23 protein-coding genes, 1 tRNA gene and 3 pseudogenes are annotated in these 24,840 nt (G+C 37.0%); 5 read left to right on the top strand and 22 right to left on the bottom strand.

Annotated elements, in window-relative coordinates; all coding sequences use genetic code 11:
• Positions 1 to 17: 17 nt before the first annotated feature.
• From CP366_RS02190 to CP366_RS02155, 8 genes are all read right to left on the bottom strand, one after another.
• A complete protein-coding gene (locus CP366_RS02190) occupies positions 18 to 347 on the bottom strand; it encodes a hypothetical protein (protein ID WP_013086716.1) in 330 nt (109 codons plus the stop codon).
• Between the two features lie 89 nt (positions 348 to 436).
• The gene (locus CP366_RS02185) at positions 437 to 1,255 is read right to left on the bottom strand and encodes a triphosphoribosyl-dephospho-CoA synthase (protein ID WP_089147985.1); all 819 of its coding nucleotides are present in this window, start codon (positions 1,253 to 1,255) and stop codon (positions 437 to 439) included.
• Positions 1,256 to 1,265: 10 nt separating this feature from the next.
• Positions 1,266 to 2,063, bottom strand: coding sequence for an alpha/beta fold hydrolase (locus CP366_RS02180; RefSeq protein ID WP_089147986.1), 798 nt, complete (start codon positions 2,061 to 2,063; stop codon positions 1,266 to 1,268).
• Between the two features lies 1 nt (position 2,064).
• A complete protein-coding gene (locus CP366_RS02175; RefSeq protein ID WP_013086719.1) occupies positions 2,065 to 2,727 on the bottom strand; it encodes a malonate decarboxylase holo-ACP synthase in 663 nt (220 codons plus the stop codon).
• Entirely contained in the window at positions 2,715 to 4,382 is a 1,668-nt protein-coding gene (gene mdcD / locus CP366_RS02170; protein ID WP_089147987.1) for a biotin-independent malonate decarboxylase subunit beta, read from the bottom strand. The genes CP366_RS02175 and mdcD overlap by 13 nt, the downstream gene beginning before the upstream one ends.
• Positions 4,372 to 4,671: a malonate decarboxylase subunit delta gene (locus tag CP366_RS02165; protein ID WP_013086721.1), complete on the bottom strand. Its 300-nt coding sequence runs from the start codon at positions 4,669 to 4,671 to the stop codon at positions 4,372 to 4,374. Before CP366_RS02165 ends, mdcD begins: the two co-directional genes overlap by 11 nt.
• A gap of 18 nt (positions 4,672 to 4,689) precedes the next feature.
• Positions 4,690 to 6,333, bottom strand: coding sequence for a malonate decarboxylase subunit alpha (mdcA, locus tag CP366_RS02160; protein ID WP_089147988.1), 1,644 nt, complete (start codon positions 6,331 to 6,333; stop codon positions 4,690 to 4,692).
• Positions 6,333 to 7,250, bottom strand: a complete 918-nt coding sequence (locus CP366_RS02155) for an acyltransferase domain-containing protein (protein ID WP_308197575.1) — start codon at positions 7,248 to 7,250, stop codon at positions 6,333 to 6,335. The genes mdcA and CP366_RS02155 overlap by 1 nt, the downstream gene beginning before the upstream one ends.
• A 102-nt stretch (positions 7,251 to 7,352) precedes the next feature.
• Here CP366_RS02155 and CP366_RS02150 point away from each other — a divergent pair, with 102 nt between their 5' ends.
• Both CP366_RS02150 and CP366_RS02145 read left to right on the top strand, forming a co-directional pair.
• Positions 7,353 to 8,240 carry a LysR family transcriptional regulator gene (locus CP366_RS02150; RefSeq protein ID WP_013086724.1) on the top strand — a complete coding sequence of 296 codons (888 nt, stop codon included), beginning with the start codon at positions 7,353 to 7,355 and terminating at the stop codon, positions 8,238 to 8,240.
• Positions 8,241 to 8,324: 84 nt separating this feature from the next.
• On the top strand, positions 8,325 to 9,434 hold the full coding sequence (locus CP366_RS02145; RefSeq protein ID WP_089147990.1) for an acyltransferase family protein: 1,110 nt from the start codon (positions 8,325 to 8,327) through the stop codon (positions 9,432 to 9,434).
• 79 nt (positions 9,435 to 9,513) lie between these two features.
• Here the strand turns inward: CP366_RS02145 and CP366_RS02140 are convergent, their stop codons facing one another.
• The 5 genes and pseudogenes from CP366_RS02140 to CP366_RS02120 form a co-directional block, all read right to left on the bottom strand.
• Entirely contained in the window at positions 9,514 to 10,833 is a 1,320-nt protein-coding gene (locus CP366_RS02140; protein ID WP_180707118.1) for an MFS transporter, read from the bottom strand.
• Positions 10,834 to 10,888: 55 nt separating this feature from the next.
• Positions 10,889 to 11,535: pseudogene (locus CP366_RS02135) on the bottom strand (GyrI-like domain-containing protein).
• Positions 11,536 to 11,544: 9 nt separating this feature from the next.
• Positions 11,545 to 11,748 (bottom strand): annotated as a pseudogene (locus CP366_RS10850) (hypothetical protein).
• 19 nt (positions 11,749 to 11,767) lie between these two features.
• Positions 11,768 to 12,883 (bottom strand): ATP-binding protein, encoded by a 1,116-nt coding sequence (locus tag CP366_RS02125; RefSeq protein WP_089147991.1) that lies wholly within the window; start codon positions 12,881 to 12,883, stop codon positions 11,768 to 11,770.
• Between the two features lie 104 nt (positions 12,884 to 12,987).
• On the bottom strand, positions 12,988 to 13,158 hold the full coding sequence (locus CP366_RS02120) for a helix-turn-helix transcriptional regulator (protein WP_087176099.1): 171 nt from the start codon (positions 13,156 to 13,158) through the stop codon (positions 12,988 to 12,990).
• Between the two features lie 185 nt (positions 13,159 to 13,343).
• Between CP366_RS02120 and CP366_RS02115 the strand changes: the two genes are divergently transcribed.
• Positions 13,344 to 14,624, top strand: a complete 1,281-nt coding sequence (locus tag CP366_RS02115) for an ISL3 family transposase (RefSeq protein WP_089143098.1) — start codon at positions 13,344 to 13,346, stop codon at positions 14,622 to 14,624.
• A 66-nt stretch (positions 14,625 to 14,690) separates the two neighbouring features.
• Here the strand turns inward: CP366_RS02115 and CP366_RS02110 are convergent.
• The 8 genes and pseudogenes from CP366_RS02110 to CP366_RS02075 all read right to left on the bottom strand — a co-directional run.
• Positions 14,691 to 15,065 (bottom strand): annotated as a pseudogene (locus CP366_RS02110) (hypothetical protein); the annotation flags it as partial.
• A 149-nt stretch (positions 15,066 to 15,214) separates the two neighbouring features.
• Positions 15,215 to 15,484, bottom strand: a complete 270-nt coding sequence (locus tag CP366_RS02105; RefSeq protein WP_089143097.1) for a hypothetical protein — start codon at positions 15,482 to 15,484, stop codon at positions 15,215 to 15,217.
• Positions 15,477 to 16,004: an NUDIX domain-containing protein gene (locus CP366_RS02100; protein WP_089147992.1), complete on the bottom strand. Its 528-nt coding sequence runs from the start codon at positions 16,002 to 16,004 to the stop codon at positions 15,477 to 15,479. Before CP366_RS02100 ends, CP366_RS02105 begins: the two co-directional genes overlap by 8 nt.
• A 70-nt stretch (positions 16,005 to 16,074) precedes the next feature.
• A complete protein-coding gene (locus CP366_RS02095) occupies positions 16,075 to 16,986 on the bottom strand; it encodes a ketose-bisphosphate aldolase (RefSeq protein WP_023488638.1) in 912 nt (303 codons plus the stop codon).
• 110 nt (positions 16,987 to 17,096) lie between these two features.
• Positions 17,097 to 18,782 (bottom strand): arginine--tRNA ligase, encoded by a 1,686-nt coding sequence (gene argS, locus CP366_RS02090; protein WP_089147993.1) that lies wholly within the window; start codon positions 18,780 to 18,782, stop codon positions 17,097 to 17,099.
• Positions 18,783 to 19,145: 363 nt separating this feature from the next.
• A complete protein-coding gene (locus tag CP366_RS02085) occupies positions 19,146 to 19,832 on the bottom strand; it encodes a L,D-transpeptidase (RefSeq protein WP_089147994.1) in 687 nt (228 codons plus the stop codon).
• A 125-nt stretch (positions 19,833 to 19,957) separates the two neighbouring features.
• On the bottom strand, positions 19,958 to 20,806 hold the full coding sequence (locus CP366_RS02080; RefSeq protein WP_005725666.1) for an NAD(P)H-hydrate dehydratase: 849 nt from the start codon (positions 20,804 to 20,806) through the stop codon (positions 19,958 to 19,960).
• A 2-nt stretch (positions 20,807 to 20,808) separates the two neighbouring features.
• Positions 20,809 to 22,110 (bottom strand): serine hydrolase, encoded by a 1,302-nt coding sequence (locus CP366_RS02075; RefSeq protein ID WP_089147995.1) that lies wholly within the window; start codon positions 22,108 to 22,110, stop codon positions 20,809 to 20,811.
• 87 nt (positions 22,111 to 22,197) lie between these two features.
• Here CP366_RS02075 and CP366_RS02070 point away from each other — a divergent pair.
• Both CP366_RS02070 and CP366_RS02065 read left to right on the top strand, forming a co-directional pair.
• Positions 22,198 to 22,281 (top strand) — tRNA-Leu (locus CP366_RS02070).
• A 137-nt stretch (positions 22,282 to 22,418) separates the two neighbouring features.
• On the top strand, positions 22,419 to 22,742 hold the full coding sequence (locus CP366_RS02065; RefSeq protein WP_165518650.1) for a PspC domain-containing protein: 324 nt from the start codon (positions 22,419 to 22,421) through the stop codon (positions 22,740 to 22,742).
• Between the two features lie 383 nt (positions 22,743 to 23,125).
• Here CP366_RS02065 and CP366_RS02060 read toward each other — a convergent pair whose 3' ends face one another.
• Entirely contained in the window at positions 23,126 to 24,772 is a 1,647-nt protein-coding gene (locus CP366_RS02060) for a polysaccharide biosynthesis protein (RefSeq protein ID WP_013086774.1), read from the bottom strand.
• Positions 24,773 to 24,840 lie beyond the last annotated feature (68 nt).

Below are 24,840 nucleotides of genomic sequence, written 5' to 3'. Positions count from 1 at the left end.
TCTTTTTTGATATTATTTTAAAATTCAAACAAGCGGTGGTTAATGATAATTCTAAATTCACGATCTTCTTCATCAGCTAAACAACTAGCGACTAATGGTTCATAGCCTCTCTTTTCCTCATCAAACTGATTTCTTTCGGCATCTAGATCTTTAAAGACTTCATCGGGTAACTTATCAACTGGAATTTTGGCTGCTTTTGCTAATTCATCAAAGCTAACTACTACTCCATCTTGTAAAACATCATCATCTTTGCTTTCATTGTATTTCTTTACCAAGAGCTTCATGATGGCCAAAGTTTCTGGTCTTAAGTAATTCAAGGAATCAAAATCAATTACATAATCGTCCATTGCATTTCCCATCCTTTCGTGAAAAATCATTTTTCTCACTTTCAGTATGGTGTCCTTTTTGAAAATAACCAAGCAATATGACTTTCAATTTATATTATTCCGCGCTGCAATCCCATAAAAATAGTAATAATCAGTAAATCTGCACTGCCGCCAAGACTATAATTTTTCTCTTTAAAAATCCGATTTAATTCTAACATGAATTGTTTACCAGCTTGGCTGCCGTAGCCACCCAATGCCAAATATTTCTGCGCCTGCTTATGCGCCCAATCAATTACTTCAACATTACCAGCCCTTTTAATCAAATTAGAATCTTCAATCTCACTAACAATCTTCATCAAGGTATCAAGCAAGCGCGTATTCAAGTCGCCACTTGTCTGTGCTAGAAATGGCAAAGCTACATCCCTTACCAATGGATAACCTGCCTCAGCTTCCGCTCTAACGCCGCCTTTGCCATATTGCAAAAATTGTCTTTCTCCAGCAGTCTCGCTTTTCTTTCCCAAATCATGCTTAACCAAGCCTTGGGTCATCGCTTGAATAACTTCAAATTCATTACTACCTTTTTTTTGACAATAACTACTTGCACAAACAAACAAGCCTAAAGAAAAAACTGCACCTTTATGTGTATTTACATTATTTGTAGCTGTAAACATTGCTTTTTCTGCATGAATTCCTGCCTGTCGCAACAATTTAAACATTTGCCTTAAATCTTGTCCATCAAAATTAAAACCAATTTTAGCAGCCTGCTTAAAATATTCTTCCAAGCTTAGGCTACTATCAATGAACATATAGACATTCATATCAGGATGAGAACTCACATCGACTGGATCTACCAACCCCGGCTTGGGATTGGTAACTACTTCATAAAGCAATGCTTTTAGCGCATTTTGCGCAATTTCTTCTACTGACATTTTGTTCTTTCTAATTACTTAAATAATGATTAACCAACAAAAAATGACGCAAAATCTGATTAAACCGATCTGGTACCTCTGCCATAATATCATGACCGCAATTATCGACCAAGGCAGCCTTAATGGAACTATTCGCCTCGATCATCCATTTAGTAAAATCCGAATTATAATATGGACTTTGTACGGCCGCAATTACATCGACAGGCACGTTGCTATTATTTACAACTTCGCGCCAATCATAAGTAATATGCTCACACAGCAAATCAAAATTATCAGCTCTACTGAAGGGATGCTCGATCCTTGCTTTGTTTAGAGCAAAAGCAACTTTATCGCTTAATCCATTAAGTGTCTCATGTACTTGTGGCTCTTTTTTTGCCTCTTCTACATAATTATTCGGCGTATAATTCATGAAACCATATTGCCAATTAGCTGTGTTTAACATATATGGCGTTTGATCAACAACTACTACCAGTTTAGCCAATTCAGGTGCTGTTTTGATTAAATCATAAAGCAAACTACTACCCATTGAGTGTCCGATGAAAGCTACCTCATTAATATCTAAATAATGAACCAATTCAATCAAATCATCAGTCAGACGCTGCAAAGTATGGCCTTTTTCAGTTCTTTGACTCTGACCAAAATTACGATGATCATATGTGATCACCTGATAGCCCATCTTAGCAAAATAGTCTACTTGTTCTGTCCATACTTCTTTGTAACCACCAAAACCGGTCACAAAAATAATTGGTTTGCCTGTACCTTTTATCTGATAATTAATTCTAATTCCATCACTAGTTACAAAATCCATTTCATTCCTCTTTAATTGCCTGCCATGGATTATCACTTAAAATAGGACCAGTTGCAGTTTTTATTAAAATCTCTTGAGCACGACCTAAAGAATACTCTTCTAATGAAAAACAATTTTCACCATGAACTACTTGCACATCCGCATGTGTACCAAATTGATTTAATTTAGCCAAGAAATTTTTAGCTTCATCTACGCTCAATTCAGGTAAATCCAGCATAATTAAATCCAAATCACTAACATGTTCTGGACTTTCTTTAACCATCTTTATGCCAGTTGCCATTTCATAAGCAAGTGAACCGCTGATGCCCCACTGATAATCAGCTAAAAGCGGCGCAATTTTGATCAATGCCTGAAAAGCAATTAATTTCTGTCTTTCAATTGGTAAATCTCGCCAAGACTCATGCTTAATAAAATAGTCTGGATGATACTGCTTTTCTATACTAGATTTTTTTAAAAAGCCTGCCAAACGCTGATTACGCTCGTAACCGCGCAAGCCTACCGGAATTAAATTATTTTTTATTATGCCGCGTCTAACTACAACAATTTTAGCTTTAGACAAAGAATCCTTTGCCCATTCAGGTAAAGGATTCTTTTCTAGTATTAGGTCATCGTTATTAGCAAAAGTTAATAAATCATGCGGCCAAATATTAGTTATTTTTCCCATTGATCATCAACCATTTCGCGCATCTTAATCGTAGCCTTACGTCCACTTTCAATTGCAATTGGAGTTTCATAGCGGAAATGCAAGTCAGTTGGTTGATCCTTAGTACTTTCAATTGCTTCATCAATTAAATCATGAATTTCCTTAACTGCAGCATCGTTAGCATCCCAAGATGAAACATCATGTACTAATTTGTATAAAGCACCCAATTTTTCATAATTGAAGATGTCGTAAGCCATTGCAGGAACATGCTTAGTAGCTTCTTCAAGTTCAGCAATAGTTCTTTGGGTAATTCTAGCAGCAGATACTTTAGACATAGCTTGAATAGTAATTGATTTATCAGCCAAAGCAATCATTCTGTTAGACTGCAAACCGTGAGCTAAGAAACCACCTGAAACGGCATCCCCAGGAATAAAGTCAATTACTGGATGACCAGCTTGACGAGCCTTAGCATATGCAGCAGCACTAGAAGCCAAACCAATGTGAATACCAATTAATTCTTCCTTGTAGCCATAAGCCTGACTTGGCACATCAACAATTAAAATAATTGGACGTTTAACTTCTTTATCCTTGTCTTCTTCAACAATCTTATTAACAATCTTAGAGATGACAAATCCTTCTTGTAAACCAACTTCACCGTTGCATACACGTGGGAAACGGTTATTCTTATCAGGCACAATAGCAATATATTCTTTACCATCAACTTCAGCTGCTAAAACTGTTGGATATTCTGACTTAGCATTCTTAATGCCAGTTAATTTTTCGAACCATAATCGACCGCGGCTCTTATCACCTGGTGTATTGCTAGATACAGCACTTGGAATTTCATGCTTTTCAGCTTTTGTTTCGTTGAAAATCTTGCGATATTCTTCAGTAGTTAATGGCTTTGAAAAATCGATCTTATCAAGCAAAGTTAAATAGAAATCAGCCTTATCAGTTCTGTGAGCATCCTTCTTTTGATCGATTGCTTCAGAAATCGCATTCTTAATAGTTTCAACATCATCTTCAACTAATTCATCAGCAATGCCAGTCTTAACTCTTTGACGAGTACCCAAAGTATTCCAAATTAAGTCCTTATCGCTAGAGTCAAATTCACGTACGCCTGCTTCTTGTTCGATAACTTCCGGTCCGTTCAAGGCAACTCTAGCCTTCTTGGTAGTAATTAGGTATGACAAAACGGCACTAGTGATTGACATACCACCAAAACTACCAACTCTACCCGGCACCAAACCAATTACAGGAACATATTTCTTCAACGCGATAACTGAATTTTGAATTTCAGAAATTGACAAAAGGCCATAATTTGCTTCTTGAAGACGTACACCACCAGTATCCAAAATAATGATTGGATAGATAGTCTTACCATTCTTATTGTCATCTAAGGCTTCTTCTAAAGCAGCAACGATCTTGGCACCGGAAACTTCACCAATACCACCACCTTGGAATTTACCTTCAATGGAAATCACGACAACATTTTTGCCATTCAAGGTACCTTTAACTAAGATAACCCCATCATCACTTTCGGGCACAATCTTCTGTGGCTCAAGGTGAGGTGAAATCATATCATATTCTGGACCAACTAATTCGCGACCAGAATTTTCATCAACCAATGCAAATGCACGCTGACGACCATTTAATTCAACAAAACTATTTTTCATCTTTTAATGCCTCCATTGCTTGAGTCAAACGTAAGTTAACAACACCAGGGGTTGCACCAAAGTCGTGCACAATAAATTTACCGTTTAATGGATAGCGAGCAAAGAAACGATCCAAGACATTTTGCCAAACTTTGCCGAAGCCATCGCTACCAGTAGTAATATCCAACGTTGTCTTATCTCCATCTGCTGGATAAACCAAGATTTCTAAGTCACCGGAGGCTACTACCCCAACATGTGCGAAGCTTTTTACAGGTGTAGAATTTTGATATTCAAAGTGTAATTTTTCCATTCTCTTGTACCTCCTAAATTATGACCAAGATCTAAATTTTGCAGGTGGATTGTAAAGACCATGTGACCATTCAACAATATCATCCATGGTTTGAGCTGCAAGAAGTGAACGCTTAGCATCTTCACGACGTACGCCTAAATCTTCTGGTAAAGCTACAATGCCCTTTTCACGCAGCTTATTTACTTCTTCTGGATTTGAACGTAAACCAACAGGTGTTACACCGGCAATTGCTTCAACAGCAGCCTTTCTTTCTTCCATGCTGTCGGTCTTGTAAAAATATGCAATACCTTCTTCAGTTACGATATGGGTGGTATCTTCTGAGTAAATCATAATTGGTACATTAGCCAACTTAGCTTCTTTTCTAACTTCTTCAGCATCCAAATGATCAACAAAGACAGGCTTTTTATTTGAACCAAAAGTTTCTACCATTTGTACAACCAACTTTTGTCCCTTAGCCAATGGATCATCATCAGGCTTTAAACTTTGCCAAGCTTGAGTTGAGTGACGACGACCTGTTGGGTTTGAACCCATGTTAGGTGCACCACCAAAACCAGACAGACGACCATTAGTAACAGTTGAAGAATTACCCCATTGATCAATTTGTAAAGTAGAACCAACAAACATATCAAGGGCATATTGACCAGCAACCTGGCCTAAAGCACGGTTAGAACGCATGGTGCCATCCTTACCAACAAAGAAAATATCAGGACGTGCAGCAATGTATTTTTCCATCCCGACTTCGCCACCAAATGAGTGGATTGATTGTACCCAGCCACTTTCAATTGCTGGAATCAAAGTTGGAGTTGGATTTAATTCCCAATTGCGACAAATCTTACCCTTAAGTCCTAATTGTTCACCGTAAGTAGGTAAAAGAAGTTCAATTGCGGAAGTGTTAAAACCAACACCGTGATTTAACGTTTGAACGTGGTGTTTAGCATAAATTCCCTTAATTGCCATCATACCCATCAAAATTTGCAATTCAGTAATTGCTTGTGGATCACGAGTAAATAATGGTTCCAATTGATATGGTTTGTCAGCTGGAATGATAACATCAACCCAGTCGCTAGGAATATCAACACGTGGCAACTTATCAACCACTTCATTTGCTTGAACGATGACAATACCATCGTGGAAAGCTGCAGCTTCAACAATCGTTGGCGTTTCTTCTGTATTAAAACCAGTGTAAAGATTACCTTCACGGTCAACCTTATCTGCAGCTACTAAAACAACGTTTGGAATTAAGTCAATGAACAAACGACCAAACAACTCAAGGTAAGTATGAATGTCACCAACAGTCATCGTACCATCAGCAATCATTTGTGATACACGAGTACTTTGTGGGCCAGCAAACGAGAAGTCCATCTTTGAAGCAATGCCTAAGTCAAAGATATCAAGATGTTCAGGACGTGAAATACTAGACATAATCATATGTAGATCATGAACACGTTCTGGATCAACCTTGGTTAAGGCATCTGACAAGAATGATGCTTGCTTTTGGTTATCTCCCTCAAGCACTACCTTGTCGCCTGGTTTAATCAAAGTATTCAACACTTCAACAACATCTTCAGTTTTAGCAAATTTGCCGTTCAATAATGAACTGGCACTTGCTAAACGTGTATTTTTCGCATCCCGATGAGTATGCCAATTCTTTTCTTCTACCATTATTTCTTCTCCCATTTATTAAATAAATAATCTGCATCATCAACCGACATTGTCGATAACGTAACCATATGCAATTGATCCGTCTTAGCTTTTAATAGTTTGGTAAAAGCTGTCCCAGGTGAAAATTCACAACTAGTATCTGGTTGATATTCAAGCGCAACCTGCATCATTGTTTCCCAGAGCACTGGATGAATCACATTGTTACCCAAATCGTAAGTAATATCCTGCAAATTCTTGACTGCATGGCCATTGTAGTTGGCTAGATATATGCAACTTGGTTTATGCAAAGCTAATTGAGTGATAAAAGCATTCAATTGATCTGCCGCCTTTTGCATCAACGGTGAATGAGACGGATTAGGGACATGAAGCAATTTTGCTTTCGATGCACCGTTTTCTTCAGCTAACTCTAAAACTTGCTTAATCGCACTAAGTTTTCCAGAAATGGTATTCTGCAGTTCTGAATTTTGATTAGAAATATAAACTGGATTAGTATCTGAGTGAATCTGGGCTACTAACTTTTCCACCTCTGAGCGGCTAAGGCCAACCACGACTCCCATACCGTAGCCTTTTGGATAACATTCTCGCATCAATTTAGCCCTAAGAGCTACTAACTTAAAAACATCCTCTTTACTAATGACGCCAGCTGCATAAGCTGCCGCAAATATTCCTAAAGAATGTCCAGCAACTAAAGTCGGTTGCCAACTCAACTTTTTTAATTGATCAACTTGGTCAATTTGCAAAAGTAAAATACTTAGCTGAATTTGCACAGAATCTTGATAGCCTTCAGCAGTATCTAACAATTTAACATTGGTCCATTTTTCCACTTGCTCTTTTAATCGAGGGTCAACTTGATCAAGCATCCCCGCATGTTGACCACCTTGACCTGGAAATAACCATAAGTTTCGCAAAATAATCACCTCTTTGGATCTCACATTTTTAGTTTAAAACGTTTGAATGCCAATTTATAATATATAAATAGAATAATACTTAACCAAATAGTTATGAATCGAGTGAACATAATGAATTTAACTACATTAAAATACTTTATTTCGGTTGCTTCTCTTGGATCAATTACCGAGGCAGCCCAAGAAGCTTATGTCAGTCAATCTGCCGTTAGCAAAACCATCAAACAGTTAGAGGAAGAAATCGGTGTAAAATTGTTTGATCGCGAAGGCAGAACAATTAAATTAAACCAACAAGGCAAACTATTTTATTCGTATGTTTCGGACAGCTTAAATTTGCTTGATCGCGGTATTAAAGCAGTTCAGGGGTCCAAAAATATTGATCAGAGCCCACTAAATGTTTTGTTTACTGTGGCTTCACCTTTAATTTCTAAAATAATTTTACGGATGCAAGAAGTCTTGCCTAATATCAGTTTAAATATTCATCAGAAAAATAATTTTGCCAAAGATCTAGAACAATTTGACTTTATTATTTCTACTGCCAAGATCCCTAACTTTAATAGCATCCCCATCACCACCGAAGAATTACTAATCGGCGCTAAAAAAGGCATCCTTCCTAACAAGGATTTTATTGAATTAAAAGATTTAGAAAAATATATCTTTGTTGGCCTTGATAAAGAAACCGAACTACAACAAACTATCGATCAATTTTTAATGGCTCACAAAATCAAACTAAATTATCAATATCAATCCGATGAACCAGCAACGGTGCGGCAATTAATTGCAAGCGGAATTGGAATCGGTTTTATCCCAGCCATTAGTTGGCAGGATTTTGAAACTAAAAATATCACTAAGGCTCATATTTATCCTGAAGCTCCTCGACGCACGATTTATTTAAATTCGCCTCATCATAATTTGACTGATACACAGCGTCTTTTTAGCAATGAAATTGCCAATGTTTTCTTGCAAGAAAGAGATGCCGCAACAAAATATTTATTAATTTAAGCCGTTGCTTTTTTCAAAAAATACCGTTAAATTAAACTTGAACTTCTTTTGGATCTCACAATTCAAAAGAAAAGAGAGATTTTTATGAAAAAATATCAGTTTGACAGCTCTAGTGCAGCTGATATTGGCGATTATTTGAAGGTTTTCGCCTGTACGGCTGTGATATCGCAGCCAATTATGTCGATGATCATGGGTGCCGGACAGCCCACTCATGTGCAAGATATTTTTGATGTTTTCTATAATTTAGTTAAATATACGGCACCAGCCTTTATCTTTGGTATTTTGTACACTACCATTCGAACTAATGATGAAAAAGGCAGCTTCTCATATGCCAAGCATATGCGGGCTAATTGGTCTAACCTTTTTTTGCCGACTATTTGGTGGACATTGATTTACCTTTTTGGGATGCCGTGGGTGCAACAAGTTAATCATTTTAATAGCATCGGTTCATTTTGCTGGCAATTTATTAACGGTAATGCGGCACCGCACCTTTGGTACAACACGATGATGCTGCAATTCATTATCCTAATGCCGCTATTTTGGGTGCTAAGCCGCTTCGTCGGCCATAACTTGACGCGCGGAATCTGGATTGCAATCATTACTTTTTTCCTCTACTTCGGCTGGCTATGGTTCTACGACTACTACATTTTCCACGGCGTGCATGAACATGATTGGTATCTGCTTGATCGCGTGTTCATTTCATTCTTTATCTACGGTGTTTATGGTGTACTAGCTTGGCAATTGCGAAGTTATTATAATCAATTAGTTACTAAGTTATGGTGGCTGATTTCAATTTTATTCATTGGATGCTTCATTTGGACTAATATTGAATTACAAAAATTTGGTCATCCTATCAACTTTAACAATGCTCCATATTACAAGCCATCAATGACCTTGTACTGTTTGACAGTTATTGCACTAATCTCCGCATTTTGCTTGCATCAAGTTAGAAAAAATTCACAGACTAGCTTAAATGTCTTTCACTTTTTAGCTACCTATGCTTATCGAGCATATTTATCCAATGTCTTTTGGAATCAACTAGTTTGGCGCGGCCTCAACATGCAATATCACGCAATCTATCATCCAGTCTTGACTTTGTTTGGCACATGGATTTTAACGTGGATCTTATCTTTCACTTCCGCATATTGCTTGCATGTTTGGTGGATGAAAGCTAAAAGTTTAATTTTAAGATAAAAAAGAAGTTACTCACACCGAGTAACTTTCTTTATTTAAATCTTGGATTTTGTATGATTTTATTTGAAGTTTACGATAATTAAGCTTTTTTAGCACTCTTTTGCTCTTCAGCAACAGCCTTATTATCAGCAATTTTGAAGAATGGGAACCAAATCAAAGTACTTAAGACTACTACAACCATAGCGATGATAAAGAATGGAATACCACCTGAGAAGAATGCTTGAACAACACCAGGCATAGTCCATGGTAATTGAATAAATGGGTTAACAGTAGCATGGAACAAATCAATCAATCCCCAACTTACCAAACCATTAATGATAGGTTCAAACAGCATTGGTAAGAAGAAAACAGGGTTTAACATAATTGGCATCCCGAATACCAATGGTTCATTAATATTGAACAATGCTGGTACTCCGGCCAATTTTAACATTTGTTTGTAGCGATCAGATTTTGCTCTAAACATAGAAATAATTAAACCGATTGTAGCACCCTGACCACCAAAAGCACTGTTTAAAATGACAGAAAGCATTGCCATGGTGACGTATGGCATTGGTTGACCAGCCTTAAATGCATTCTGGTTAACAATACCGTTAGCAATGATAATTGGCATTACAATACCATAAACCATGTTAGGGTGAATACCAAAGAACCATAAAACATTAGCCAAGGTGTAAATAGCAATAATACTAATTGGAGAAGCGGTAAATGTCTGAAGTGGTGTTTGAACCAATTTAGTAACACAATCAAAGATGTTACCAAATGCAGTATAACTAAATGCTCCTCTAATTAAAGTCATTAATACCAAAATAATTCCGGCAATTAATGATGGCTGAAGTGAAGCTGCAACATTAGGTGGAACACTGTCAGGTAATTTAATTACAATATTCTTTTTGTTAAGGAATACGTAAAGCATCCCAACAACCCAGCCAACAAGGATAGCAACAACCATACCAGATGAACCAAGGTAATTAGTACCAAAGGCTGTCACTTGAGTCAACTTAGCGTGCGGCCCAAAGGCCACGGCACAAGCGGTAATCATCGTCCCGATCCCCATCATGAAGCCGAGTTTTTCTTTAGGTACTTCAGCTAAGATAATGTTGTACATCAGCGGCAAGCCTATACCGGTACCGATTCCTTGCAAGGCTCGACCCACTAACAAAAGATCAAACCATGGAGTAACGATATCAATCAGCAAACCCACTATAAATAACGAAACTCCTAGAATAAAAATACTTTTAGTAGGAATTCGCAATCTAATCTGAGAACTAATCGGTACAATCGTCGCAATCACTAGCAACATCAAGGTGTTAACCCATTGAACTTGATCGGTAGTAAGCGCAAAATCTCTGGTCAAGATTGGAAAAGTAACTGTCGTTGCCGTTTCGTCAAGGATTCCCAAAAACTAGAGCATCCCTGCGGATAAAATCGCCATCACCAAACGTGGCGTAACTTTTTTAGTCATTGTTCATCTTCTTTTCTTTAACAGGCAAGCGAATAATCGTTTTTAAATTTTCCACCTTCGTGCGCTGAGGATTTGATAAGTAAATTTCATGATGACGCCGCTTATCCGAAAAATCTAATTTCAAATTATTTTCAGTAATAAATTGATGCATCTTGTCGATTGTAGCTGGCTCATCATCATAACTGCCATGATGCATGATTTGCACGCATTTTCCTTCAGTCAAAGTAAGTAATTTAACTGGTGAAAAATCCAACCCCTTCTTAACTGCAGCTTCTTTTTTAGTCCAAGTCAAAACATCATCTGTCACAAAATCAGGCATCCGAATGTAGGAAATGAAATTGAACTTTTCTTTGTGAGCATAATCAATACCTTCAACGCCATCTTGCCACCAAAAGCCTTCAAGCGGTGGAACCACGAAGTCGAAATAATCTTTAATCTGATGTGAGCCTTTTTTACTCATTTTAATTGTATAGGCTAGACTATACAACAATTGTAGATCCTGCTTGTATTCTCCGCCCTCTTGATTGGGATCACCTTGACCTTGAACAGCTAGATATTGCATCTGCGGAACATCAACCAATTCAGGCTTCTTGCCCGAACGATAGAATTTTTTTCTTCTTTTTTAAAATCGTAAGCCATATTCTGCCTCTATAGTTGATGAAATTTAACTGTCTTATTCTTAAGTGAAATTTTCTTCACTTCAAAGCCATAATCAGGCAGTTCTTTCTTATAACGTAAAAATGAATGGTCGATTGGTAGACCCGCTGCTTTTTAAACCTCATCAAATGAGAGCTAAAAGTCGCCAGTTTTGTTATTTTTAATATATTGCCATAATTGATCGTATTTACTCATATCTATATCTTCACTTTCTTTAAGCTAAATGTTCTAAATTATATTTTTCCACAAACTCTGCAAAAAATGGCAGTGCCAGTTGAACTACTCCTCTTTCAGGTGAAGTAATCAACTGATCATCTAGCAAGCGTGCGCGATATACTGAAATATAGTTAATCGGTTTATGCAAAATATCTTGCAATTGCTTTGTTGTCACCCAATTGGTTCCAGCTTTAATCATCGCATTAATAAAGTCACGATCGGTTTTAGAAATGTCCATATACATTCTTTCATAAGCATTTCTGAATAAATCTTTTTTAGTGGCCTCTATTGTCTGCTTTAAAACCTCCTCATCTAGCTGCAAATACTCTTGACTAAAACGCCAGGCATAGTAACCAATAGTTTGAAAAGCATAAGCGTAGCCTTTTACCGCACGACTCATTTCATCTAATACCATGAAGTCAATTTCACGTTTACCTTTAGTAAATGCCTTCTCATAGCTAGCGGTTATTGTTTCCTCATCTAACGGAGATAAGTAAATCCGATTGCTACGCAATAAAAAAGTAAGAGTATTATCATTCTGTACTTCAGAAATTCTGCTTGGTAATCCTGTCATTAATAATGAAATATCATATTCATCACCAATTAAAGTTTGATATTCTGATCCAAAGGCTCGCACATCATCACTAATTTCAATTTCATCAATGCCAATCAAAATAGATTTGCCTTGCTTTTTTAAGCGACTCAATAAAATAGAAATATATTCATCATAATCAATTTGCTGAGATTCTTGTAATGCTTGCCAGGTAATACCATTGCCCATAATATTTAAGCTTTTAACATTCTTTAATAAATCAACTAATGAAAGCCCTGCTGCTCGTTGAAGACCATGCATTAATTGGAATAATAGATTACCTTGCCCATTGTTTAAACGAATGAATATCCAATTGTCTAATTTCTCTAAAGACCTTTGAACATTTAAAAGAAAAACAGTTTTTCCCGATCCTCTCGTTCCATACACCAAAGACGTTTGATATTTAGCATCATGTGTTTGCAGTCCTGTCAAATAATCGGTTAATGCTTCTTGTTGATCAATGATAATTTTAGGAAAACGTCCAAAACTAGGCATAAACGGATTTAACATTTTTTCTTCCATAAGATTCCTTTTTATAGAGTTTTTATAATCAAAATTTACGTTTTATAGAGTTTTTATAATTATTATCTTTTATTTTATACTTCTTTTATAATTAACTCAATTTCTCACTCTGGCCAAAACAGATCATCTAAAGTCTTATCTAGTGCCTGACAAATTTTAATACACAAATTAACCGATGGATTGTAATTACCTTTTTCAATCGCCGAGATTGTCCGTCTTGAAACATCAACTTTCTTAGCTAATTGTTCCTGTGACCCATCCTTATCAGCTACCAATCAAAAAAGCCCGAAATTGTACCGCACTACAAATTTCAGGCTTTTTTTATTGGTTCTATGATAAATCCTGTTGATAGATTTCTATGATATTCTATCAATAGGATTTTTTGTATTAAAAAAGAGGCATAAGCCTCACTACATAAAATCCTTTGATACCACTCTTTAGAAATTAAGGTGTTTTGCTTATGTCCTCATACAATGATTGTATTAAATTTTCTCTGAATATTAAAGACCCACTGTTAGAATTCTTGGATATTTCAATTGGAAAGTATCGTAATCGCGATGCAAAGTTTTACCATGCAGTAGCTCATCTAGATCAATGTCTTAATTGTGGCTCAACTAATATCGTCCACAATGGTCATTTATATTCTAATGTGCGCTATCCTGCTTTAGATGCTAGCTTGCCTGTCTTTATCAGAGTAGCCAAGCAGCGAGTTATTTGTCGCGATTGTCATATGAATTCAATGGCTGAAACGGAATTAGTAGAAAAATACTGCTGTATCTCTAACGCCACTAAACGTAAAATTATTGGTTCTCTAACTGAAGATTGGTCCATGAAAAGCATTGCCAGACAAACTTCGACCTCAACCAACACTGTACAGCGCGTATTGGAGCGATACGGTTACTCTACCGTTGAAGATACCGATTGGCTGCCAGAATACTTAGCCTTTGATGAATTCAGAGGCGTTGGCAGACAGCTGCACTTTATCGCTATTGATGGTCATACTCATAAAATAGTTAAAGTGCTGCCTACCAGACTTAAGAAAGATATCATCAACTACTTCAAACGTTTTCCTCTTACGGTAAGAAACAAGGTCAAAACTGTAACTATGGATCTTAATTACTACTATGACATCATGGCTAAGGAGCTTTTTCCTAATGCTCAAGTAATTCTTGACCGTTTCCATATCGTTCAAATGCTCAATCGTTCTTTTAATTCTTGCCGTATTCAAGAAATGAAGAAGCACAAGAAAGGCGCCAAAGAATATAACCTGCTTAAATATTATTGGAAACTGTATCTCAAACCATTTGAGGATCTTGAAAAAGTAAAGCCGTACCATCAACCAAGGCTAAAGGATACTCTGACTCAGGAACAAGTTGTAGCTGATGGACTCAGACTAAGTCCCGAGCTTGAGAACACCTACAATCTTATGCAAGATATCAGTAAAGCTTTAAGAGACAGAGATACCGATAAGCTCAAGGATTTAATCAAAAGCAAAGATCACGTTGGCAACATGATGCATACCACGTTGAATACTTTCAAACGAAATCTTCATGATATTCTCAACGCTGCTAAGTTTGATGAATCTAACGGCTGTCTTGAAGGTACAAACCGCAAGATTAAACAAATTGAGCGTACTGCTTATGGCTACGCTAATTTTACTCATTTGATAACTAGAATTCAGTTAGAAGAAAAAGGTGCCATTATCAAAGAAAAAGCATCAAGCTGGTACATAGCAGCTTGATGCTTAATCCAATTATTAAATTATAGTTGACTTCTATCAACACGATTTGACAGAGAGCCATTTATTTTATTGCAAACCAAAAATTAATAGATTAGTTCCACCCACGTTCATTGAACCATCTTTTTTTAATTGTTTCAATGAACGTAAAACAAACTTTCTTTGATTACCATGCAACTTCTTAGCAGCCTTCATAGCAGCATTAAAGTCACGCTTGTTGTTTGCTTTCTTAAGACTAGTATTCAATCTATTAGCAATTCTCATAAGTGGCTTTTTCACATTCTTCATTGCAATACTATTTAAGTAATAGTATTGCAAACCAGATTGAGTAGTCCAACTAGAATATTTCTTATCCTTAGAAGCAACCAAATATACTGGTGCACCAGCACCGCGGCCCTTAACGTTAAGAACTTTTTCTATTCTAAACTTAACTTTTTGAACCTTAAATTCACACTATTTTGACATCATATTTACAAAAAAAATAAAGCTCAACAAAGGTTGAGCCATGCTTTGATCAATAATTAAGATATTCCACTTCTAATTATAAGCTAAAAATCAGCTAAACATACATATTAGTTAATTACAATTAAATCTCACTTCTCACTCACATAAACCTGATGACTTCGTGGAAACTCACGCTTAAAAGCCGCAGTGAAAGCATGCTTTGCTACATTATCATCAATCGCAAATGTATTAACAGAATTCTCATATCCCTGCTCAGTTAATTTCATTTGCTCACCATCAACTTCAACTGTTAATGAACGATCTTTCTTCTTAGTAAGCAACACCACACGTTTTGATTCTTTGCTTTTCAATAGCTGTTTTATTAATGACTTTACTTGTTTAACTGGTATCTCACGCATAATTTTCACCCAGCAACACTTTTGCTCTTCTTAAAACCGGTAACTCTCTGTCCGCAATTAATTTACCAATTTTAGTTTCCGCACATTTTTGATATTCTTTTTCAGCATCCCGATAACTCAACCTTAAAGTCGACAAATGAAAATCTTCTATTTCATCCTTAGTTAAATGTTTTTCACCAAAAGAAGTGACTTTGCAAAGATAATAATTATTAATATTATGGCGATGAATCAAATTATAGTAGTCACTAACTACGCCAATCTTCGTAATAATTTCAACTTCAGCACCTAATTCTTCTTCAAGCTCTCGCTTTAGCGCTGTTTCTAAATCTTCACCAGCTTCAACGCCACCACCTGAAGTTTCAATTAGCGTTGCCTTACCAAAGTCGTCATCACGTTTAGCTCTAACAAAATAATAATTTTCCTGGTCATCAAACACGATAGCTCGCACTATTTTACGATCATGATCAATATATTCTAATGGCCATTCAGTGTCTTTCAATTGGAGGTTTAATTCTTTCATAACTTTTTCTTTCTAGAAAAAAATAAAACTCAGCCAAAGCTGAGTTTTATTTTAATTGATAATCAAATGATTATTCTTCGTTCAATGATGAACGGTCGAATGAAGCATCCTTAAGTTCGTCATCGATAGTCTTGGTACCCATCCAAGAAATCATTTCCTTCATCTTGGCTGTAATTGCTTCTGCACCTGGCAATAACAACTTACGTGGGTCGTAACCCTTAGCCTTCTTGTCAAGGTCCTTTTCGTCTTCGATGTACTTACGAGTAGCTTCTTGGAATGCTAATTGGAATTCAGTGTTGATGTTGATCTTAGCAATACCAAGCTTAATAGCCTTCTTAACTTGGTCTTCAGGAATACCTGAACCACCGTGAAGTACAAGTGGAGTGTCAGGAACTGCTTCAGCAATTTCCTTAAGACGGTCGAAGTTTAAGCCCTTCCAGTCTGCTGGGTATACACCGTGGATGTTACCAATACCACAAGCAAGCTTGTCAACACCAGCTGCAACGAACTTCTTAGCATCTTCAACAGAAGCTAATTCACCGCCGCCTTGGTTTTCACCGATCTTACCAATTTCAGCTTCAACTGAAATACCACGTTCATGTGCTAACTTGATGATTTCCTTAGTCTTTTCCAAGTTTTCTTCAGTTGGAAGTGCGTGACCATCAAACATAACTGATGAGTAACCAAGAGCGATACATTCCTTAGCTGATTCAAAGTCACCGTGGTCCAAGTTTAAGATAACTGGAACTGAGATGTTCATTGAATCCATTTGGTCAGCTACCATGTCCTTAACGAACTTGTAACCACCCATGTACTTAGCAGCACCAGTTGATACTTGGATCAACAATGGAGTTCTAGTTTCTTCAGCAGCACGTAATTCTGCACGAGTCCATTCCAAGTTGTTAGTGTTGTAAGCACCTACAGCGTAATGGTTCTTACGAGCATCTTTAAAGATTTGATTACCGTTGTCAAAATAAGCCATTAAAAAATACCTCCTAAATATCTTACATGCATATTGTACCCTAATTCTGGAATTATGAACAATCTTTCACAGAATGTAAGCGTTATTTTCTTATTTTCATTGTTTTTCTCTTACATTTCTTTAGGAGCATTGACACCTAACAATCTAAGTGATTCCGTTAAAACGATTGATGTTGCTTGAACTAAGGCGAGACGAGCACCAATTTTATCGTCCTTGGTTAAAATCTTCACATTAGCATAGTACTTATTGAATTTTTTAGCTAAATCTAAGGCAAACTTAGCTATTACTGAAGGTTCAAACTTTTCGGCACTTCTAGCTACAATTCTTGGGAAATCTGCTAAATCTTTGGCTACGGCAAAAGCCCAGTCATCATCAAGAGCTAGATCAGTTTCGCTAGGATTTTCACCCATCGCAGCAGCCTTACGTAAGACGCTTTGTGCCCGAGCATTAGTGTATTGAACATAAGGACCAGTATCGCCTTCAAAACGCACAACTTCTTCTAGGTCAAAGTCAAAATTGTCTAAACGATCATTCTTCAAATCGTGGAAGACAACGGCACCAACACCAACATCATGAGCAACTTGATCTTGATCTGCTAAATCTGGATTCTTTTCTTGAATTTGTTTTTTAGCAAGTGAAACAGCACCCTTTAATACTTGATCGAGGAAGACAACGTTACCTTTTCTAGTAGATAACTTTTTACCGCCTTGAGTGATTAAACCAAACGGTACATGGTGAATCTCATCAGCCCAGTCATAACCCATCTTTTTCAAAACAGTCTTCAATTCAACAAAGTGTTGGGCTTGCTCGTTACCTACAACATAAAGCATCTTAACGAAGTTATATTCTTTCATTCTCCATTCAGCAGCGGCGAGGTCACGAGTTAAGTAAATTGAAGTACCATCAGATTTAACGATAATAGCAGGATTTTCACCTTCACCCATGTCAACAACTTGCGCACCACGTGATTCATGAAGAAGACCTTTTTCTTTTAATTCATCAATTACTGGTTGCATCTTATCGTTAAAGAAAGCTTCACCATTGTATGAATCAAAAGTTACGCCTAGTTCTTTATAAATTCGCTTGAAGTCTTTTAATGAAACCTCACGGAACCATTTCCATAGTTTAACTGCTTCTGGATCCCCGTCTTCAAGTTTCTTGAACCATTCACGACCTTCATTATCAAGTTCGGGATTTTTCTCAGCTTCTTGGTGGAACTTTACATAGTAGTGGAAAAGATTCATAATCGGATCTTTTTTAACGTCTTCTTCATTACCCCAGTGCTTGTAGGCAGCAATCAACTTACCAAATTGAGTACCATAGTCACCTAAGTAATTGATTTTAATAGGAGTATAGCCAACCTTCTCCATTGTCTTAGCAATTGAATTACCAATTACAGTTGAACGAAGGTGGCCCATTGACATTGGCTTAGCAATGTTAGGGCTAGACATATCAATTGGCACATTTCCTTCACCAATCTTTTGATCACCGTAATGTTCTTTTTCAGTCAAAACATCCTTCAAAGTCGATGAAACTAATTTTTCATGATCAATCGCAAAGTTAACGTAAGGACCGACTGCTTGGATATTAGCGAAATTATCACTTGATAAGTTATCCGCAATATTTTTAGCAATTTCTGCAGGATTTTTGTGCAAAGTCTTAGCCAAAATAAATGCTGGAAAAGCATAGTCTCCCATCTTAGCATTTTTAGGGCGTTCAATTAATGCAGCAATTTTTTCTTTAGGTAAATCAACTTGACTAGCAACCAAGTCAACTACTTCATTCTTAAAGTCCATCTTATTCCTCTCTTCTAAATAAAAAAGTCTCCTTCTACAAATGTAGAAAGAGACGAGTTAAAAACCCGCGGTACCACTCAGATTGATACAAAGTATCCGCTTATTTAAATTCTTGATTTTATCAGTCAAACACGCCTTCATTATCTTCTAGTATCTATCTTGCACCAACATAGACTCGCTTAAAAAGAAAATAACTACTACTTTTGACTTCTTGGCAAACATGATTATAGCAGGAAAAAACGGCTTCTGCCACTAATTTGGTTAAAAAAGCCATTCTTGAGTTGGATTAAAATCTTGAACGCTTTGAACAAAGTTTTTTACTGCAATTTTTTAAAAAACGTTGCTTAAAAAGCAACGTTCTTGTTAATTATTTTTAATGACTACCTTCGTACCATCTGGGATGTGATCCATAATCCACTTAGAATCAGGTACACTCAAACGGATACAACCATGTGAACCTTGAGTTCTTCCCAATTTGACTGCTTCTTTTAAGTTATAGCTATAATCAGCTTTAGTTGGCACAGAGTGGAACAAGTACACGTTATCAGGACTCCAACTAGTCCAATTATTAGCTCCTTCACCTAAGTTATAATTGAAAAAGCTGTCTCCACGACCATTTTGGATCCTAAAAGTTCCAGTTGGGGTCAATGACTTGCCCTTCTTATAGATTCCACCAGTTGATAACATGGTATACAAAACCTTGCCTTTTCTTAACAAATAGGTCCGGTTTCCTTTTAATGATACCCGCAAAGTCAAATCCTTTTCATACGGCTTAATCTTAGGATATTTTTTAGGCTCACTCTTTTTCTTCCAAGTGCCTGCCTTGCGCAAGTCCTTAGGATCGCTATATGGTCGATATAAAGCACCATTATCTACTTTTTTAGCTTGTTTTTTCTTAATTTTATTTATTTTCTTAGTTTTGGCCTTAGTCTGCGTTGTAGCAGCTTCTTGTGAGACATCAGACTTAGGTGCGCATACCTTAGCTAAGCCGATAATTGCACCAAAAGCTAGAACGATACTAGTTACGCCGATAATAATGTTTTTTTTCATAAATATGTTAATCTTCTTTTTTATTAATATTTAACTCAATTATATTATGCTTTTTCGTCTTTGAAGCGTTAAAAAACATCCCTCAACTAGGGATGCATTTATTTACTATTAGAATTTTAACATGTTTATGCCAATTCTGAATACTTTTTCATCAATTTAGGCAATACTTTAGAAAGTTCCGTTGGTCGTACCACATAATTATCTTTGGCAAGCAAGTCACCTGCTAAAGAATGAAGATAGACAGCAGCTTGAACGGTTTCAACGCCTGGGCCAAATTGAGCAACCATCCCACCGATGATTCCTGCTAAAGTATCACCCATTCCACCAGTGGCCATGCCTGGATTGCCAATTGGATTAACAAAAATTTGACCAGTCCCATTATAAACATGAGTATGATTCGATTTGAGTACTAAAAGCGCATTAGTATCTGGAATCAATTGGTTTAAAGCATCAATATTGGCACTATCTGTTTGAAACGGAATACGAATTTGACTCAATCGTTGCCATTCCATTTGATGCGGCGTCAAGATTAAGTGGCCAGCATTAGTTGGCAATAAGTTCTTATCCTGACTAATTAAATCAAGAGCACTGGCATCTAAGACAACGGTTTGTTTTTCTGAAGTACATCTTCGCAAGATAACTAAAATTTGCTTAGCGAGATCACTCATGCCTAATCCTGGCCCGCAAACTACAACATCCATATTTTTGATTAAATCTGCTAACTTAGCATCGCGCCAGTTGATAAACATTGCTTCAGGCACTCGTGCATGTAGCGGTGCTAAATTCAAAGGGTGTGTTGCAACAGCAGTCAAACCTGTGCCAGCATTAATAGCGCCTTCGGTAGACATAATAATAGCGCCACCATAGTTCTCACTACCACCGATCAAGAGTACACGACCGTAATCGCCTTTATGTGTATCGCTTTCTCTTTCTTTAATTACCTTTTTCAAGATATCTTCAGAAATTTCAGTCATATTTATCTTCCTCCGAAAATCCAGCGCCAAATTCTGACAAAAAAGTTCACCTTGTTATTAGCTGACAATGCCTTAGCCTTGACGTTCATCCCATTAGGATTAGACAATGAAACAATCTTTTCATTACCAGATTTAAATTGATAATCACCAACTGTTTGATCTTTCTTAATTGGTGCTTCTACAGATTTTTTATTCAATGATGCCACTAAAGTTTTGCCATCAGCTGGATCCCAGATAGTAGTCTTGTTCTTTAGACCCAAGTTAGTTGTTGCGTTATCACCATCAGTTACCTTAATAGTTTTGGCACCATTCATTTGGCTACCAGCAGTCATTGTTACAGGACGATACTTGGTAAAAACATAATTCATTAACTTTTTAGTTTGTTCAAATCTAGCTGGATCCGTTCCGTCACGGTGACGTGCGCCCATTACTACAGTCAGTAAACGAGCACCATTGTGTTGTACAGTTCCGATAAAACAAGCCCCTGCAGCATCAGTAGTCCCCGTCTTTAAGCCATCAACTGGATAAGCTTGATCATATTGAGAAAGCCCCTTTAACATCCAGTTAAAGTTAGCCATCTTAGTTACGTGACCAGCATCTTTAAAGTTTAAGTGAGCTAAGCGTGTAGTTTCTAATACTTCTGGGAATGCCGAGATTAATTTTTGACCGACAATAGCCATATCCTTAGCTGACATCGTATTTTCAGCATTTTTATTTACACCAGGATATGCATCTTTACCCAAATTGCCATTAGGTAAACCACAAGCAGTATAAATCTTGGCATCTTCAATCCCCCACTTTTTTACTTGAGCTCGCATTTGATCGATAAATGCCTTTTGTGATCCAGCAATTGTTTGACCAAGCAGCATAGCAGCACCATTAGCTGATTCAATTAAGGTTGCTTGATAAAGTTGTCTTATCGTATACGAATGTCCTAGTTTTAATGGTACATTCGAATATTCTGCATTGTTGGCGACTTTAACGATTGGAGCGGTTGGTTTGACCTTTTGATCCCATGAAAGCTTATGATTTTTAATTGCCTGTAAAGTTAAATAAACAGTCACTAATTTGGTCATCGAAGCAATTGGTAAAGTTTGAGCCGCATTTTTGGCATATAAAATTTGACCTGAATCACTATCAATCGCAATGGCTGACTTTACATTCAGCTTAACTTGATCTGCTTGATAACTGCTAGTTGTATCTGCGTTAACAGGCGTAGTCGCAAAAACTGCACCGCACGAAAAGATTGATACAGCTGCAACAGTTGTAATTGCTACACGTTTTATTTTTTTACTAAAAAACATGAAATCCATCCTTTTGTATAATTAAAGTATTTTATGCTTACATTTTACCAAATATTTGGTATTATTATTCATGTAGCTAATAAAAATGCCCGCTTGGCGGAATTGGCAGACGCGCAGCGTTCAGGTCGCTGTTTAGGTGACTAAGTGAAGGTTCGAATCCTTTAGCGGGCATCATAATTATGTGTAAGTGTTGAGAGATCAACACTTTTTTTATTTTTTAATAATAGAATTTATAGCTCTTAATTTTATTAATCTCTGCTGTATAATACACATTGAAGGACATCAAATTTAGAAATGAGTTGATTACTATGAAAAAGAGACTTACTAAATCACAAAACAAAATTTTAGCTGGCGTTTTGGGCGGAATCGCCAATTACTTCGATCTTGACCCAGCTTGGGTAAGAATCATCGGTGCCGCCTTAATTTTATTCACTGGTATCTTCCCTGGTATTGCTTTATATATCATCGCTGCAATGGTCATGCCAGAACCTGGCCAAATTGCACCTAAAGCCGAAAAACACACTACTGATTATCAAACTGGTCGTCCTAATACAATGAACGGTGATTTTACCAAGTCAGATGATTCTAGTTCAGATTCTGACGAAAAAAAGACGACAACCAAGAATAAATGAATGCTATAATGTAGGTCCTTGGCAGGGGCACAAAGTTGATTTCTTCGGGAATCAACTTTTTTCTCTCGCTTTCATGAAATCGCTTCCATTTCACTAGATTATGTGCTACAGTAAAAGCGTAAAGAATAAACGTGATTAGAAAAGATAAATCTCAATATTTATCTCTAAGATGAGGAGATGGAGAATCATGATTGCTTCTATCGGTATTACATTCTTAGCACTTGAACTAATCGGGGTCTTTGTTTTAACGGCGATTACGCCTGACTAATTCTTAAATTTTAAGTAGCACTCCTAAAATTATTAGTAATGGATTGGCACGCAGGATCAAACGCACTAAAAAAGCCACTATAGATCATAATTTTGATCTGTAGTGACTTTTATTTTTAGTCATGGATGTGAAATTTTACTAAAATACTTTCAATTTTGCTACCAAGAATCTTTTGTGCTAAATCTGTCTTCAAGGTGACGAAACCATAAAAGATCACGCCCACTCCCACAGAAAAGATTACCAGGGATAATGCCGGAATTCTTCGCTCTGGACTCAAGAACTTACCTAAGCCTATTTCGACTAATTTTACAATCAGGAACATCCCGATTGAAAATGCGGTAACTCCCATTAGCCTACGACTAGTTCGATTCAAATTGAAATTATATTGAACTTCCAAATGCTTCAGTGATAGGAATACAATGACCAACAAACCCAAGTTAGTCGCAACTAGCGGACCGTAGATCTTGAATAAAAAGATCATCGGATATTGTAAAATTCCCTTCAGAATCAAGCCTAAGATCAAATATTTAATCGCTAAGCCATTTTCTGATAAACCCTGCAAAATTGCCATTAATACCGTAAACAAACCTAAGCTAATCGCCGTAAATGCAGATATATATAAGACATTGCTGCCTAATGGATCTGGTCCGTAAAAAATCGTGTACATTGGTTTACTAATTGCCGCCATCCCAAAGGCAGCTGGAATCATGACAAACAAGAACAAGTCCATCGTATTGGCAATCTGACTTGAAATACTCTTGTAGTCTCCTCTAGTATGCGCAGCCGATAGTAACGGAATAGCTGTTACCGCCATAGCACTAGCTAATGAGACGATGATCATAATTAATTTATTGGCATTCAAGCCAAATAAAGCGTACCAATCTTCGATTGTATCTGAGCTTGCATGAACTAAGCTAGCAATCATAGGGTGGAATGTGTATTGATCAACCAATGAGAACAAGGTAATTCCCGAATCAATAATGATAAATGGAATTGCTTGAGCAATAATTTCACCAAATAAATCAGTGGTTGAAACTCGCAAACGATTATTTGAATGGGCCACCAAGTAGTCCAGTCGCTCTCTTCTGGAAAGCAAAAACCAAACTAGCAATCCAATTCCAAAAAGTGCCCCAACAGCGGCAGCCAAATTAGATTGAATAACTGCATGAACGTAGGAACCGTGCTGCATTTGCATAATCACAAATGCGGTTAACAGCATCCAGACTACCCGCGCAAACTGCTCCACAAATTGTGACATCGCACTCGGCATCATGTCGGCATATCCCTGGAAGTAACCCCGCATGATACTTAAGATCGGAATAATTAAAATCGCATAAGACAAGCTCCGCATAACCGCAACTTGCCTCGGATCACTCTGACTACCATTAGACGCTAGTAGCGGCGAAGCAAAATACATAATTGCCGCCGAGACGATGCCTAAAATAGTCATCAAAATTAAACCTTTACGGAATAATTTTCGTCCAATGCCGTATTCATTTAAGGCATTATATTTGGCAACCTGCTTAGCAATCGCTCCTGGAATTCCTGCCGTTGAAATTAGAATAAAAATCGTGTAGATATTATAACTTCGTGCAGTTAAGGCATTTGCAATATTTCCGTAGGGTCCCATCCAGGCATACCACGGAATAATATACAAAGCACCCAAAATTCTTGAGGCAATCGAGCCAAAGGTCATCCAAGCAGACCCTTTTAGAAAAGTATTTTGTGTATCTTTGCTATTTAAGTTGTTTTCTTCTTCCATGAAATTTTTCCCAATATAAGTATTAACTAATTAATTGTCACGCAATTTGAACAATAAAGTAAAGTTCT

This window comes from Lactobacillus sp. UMNPBX15, from assembly GCF_002553785.1.
GTDB lineage: Bacteria > Bacillota > Bacilli > Lactobacillales > Lactobacillaceae > Lactobacillus > Lactobacillus crispatus.
The sequence above is the reverse complement of the archived record's forward strand: the minus strand, read 5'-3'. Positions and strand labels throughout refer to the sequence as shown.